We start from the raw sequence: 1,274 nt of genomic DNA, 5'->3' as shown, positions 1-1,274 counted from the left end.
CTAGTATAGAATAAATTAAATCTCTACTATATATTTTGAGGATAATGTATGGTAAAATAGTGTTATCTAAGAAAGGATGAACACTATGAGAAAAACATATCTTCCTCTGTCAGATGAAGACAGAGATTACCTTAAAGCATTATCCAAAAAGAGAACCATTCAGGCACAAGTTGTGGACCGTGCCAGAATCCTTTTATATAAAGCCGATGGAATGACATTCCAGCAAATTGCTGATAAACTTGCCATTAGTACCGCAACGGTACGCCTTTGTATTTCGAAGTTTCAGAAAGGCGGTTTAGATGCTGCACTGTTTGATGTTCAGCGTCCTGGACGTCCATCGGAAATCACTGATGATGCAAAAGCATGGATGATTCATATTGCGTGTCAGAGACCGACAGAACTCGGTTATGCACAGGAATTGTGGACGTTGACCTCTCTCCACAAATACATTCAGAAACATGCAGAAGAAGCGGGATATCCAAGGCTTTCAACCGTTACCAAACCGTATATCCAGAAATTTCTTAAGGAACAGGATATGAAACCCTTTAAAATCAAATATTACTGTGAAAAACGGGATCCTGATTTTGAATCAAAAATGCATGAGGTTCTGTTGGTTTATAAGCAGATTGAAATGCAGTTTGATGAAAATGGTGATCTCATTGTTCCAGACGATTATAAACTGACGATTACGGTATCGTATGATGAGAAGCCGGGCATTCAGGCAATCTCCAATACGGCACCGGATTTACGCCCGACATCAGAACATGGGGAAGTATATCGTGATGCAGAATACAAACGTCTGGGAACGCTCTCTTTACTGGCTGGCATTGATTTACTCACTGGAGAAGCAATTCCGTTAGTAAGTGAGACCCATAAGAGTTCTGATTTTATTGAGTTTTTAAAGATACTGGACAAAAAATATCCATCACAGGATACCATTCGGATCATCCTGGATAATCATTCTGCACATACTTCCAAAGAAACACGGCGCTTTCTGGATACTATGCCAAAGGGACGTTTTAAATTTGTGTTTACACCAAAACATGGCTCATGGTTAAACATGATTGAAAGCTTCTTCAGCAAGATGACCAGACAGATGCTTCGAGGAATTCGTGTCAATACCAAACAGGAGTTGGAAGAACGAATTTACAAGTACTTTGACGAAGTGAACCGTGAACCCGTGGTTTATCACTGGAAGTATAAAATGGATGAAATCAGTGAAGAGGAAGCAGTATCAATTTAATATAGCAATTATTTAATATTCGTTATACTAG

General features: G+C 39.0%; 1 protein-coding gene. It reads left to right on the top strand.

The window, feature by feature from the left end; translation table 11 throughout:
- Positions 1-85 precede the first annotated feature (85 nt).
- The gene (locus G5A70_RS15460; protein ID WP_044930089.1) at positions 86-1,243 is read left to right on the top strand and encodes an IS630 family transposase; all 1,158 of its coding nucleotides are present in this window, start codon (positions 86-88) and stop codon (positions 1,241-1,243) included.
- The last annotated feature ends 31 nt before the right edge of the window (positions 1,244-1,274 follow it).

Origin of the sequence: Blautia hansenii, from assembly GCF_013304445.1 — a bacterium.
GTDB lineage: Bacteria > Bacillota > Clostridia > Lachnospirales > Lachnospiraceae > Blautia.
Note: the sequence above shows the minus strand (reverse complement) of the source record. Positions and strands in the feature narration are given on the sequence as shown.

Excerpts from the sequence above, each read along its gene's own strand:
- G5A70_RS15460 (WP_044930089.1), top strand. The coding sequence starts at position 86 with ATGAGAAAAACATATCTTCCTCTGTCAGATGAAGACAGAGATTACCTT.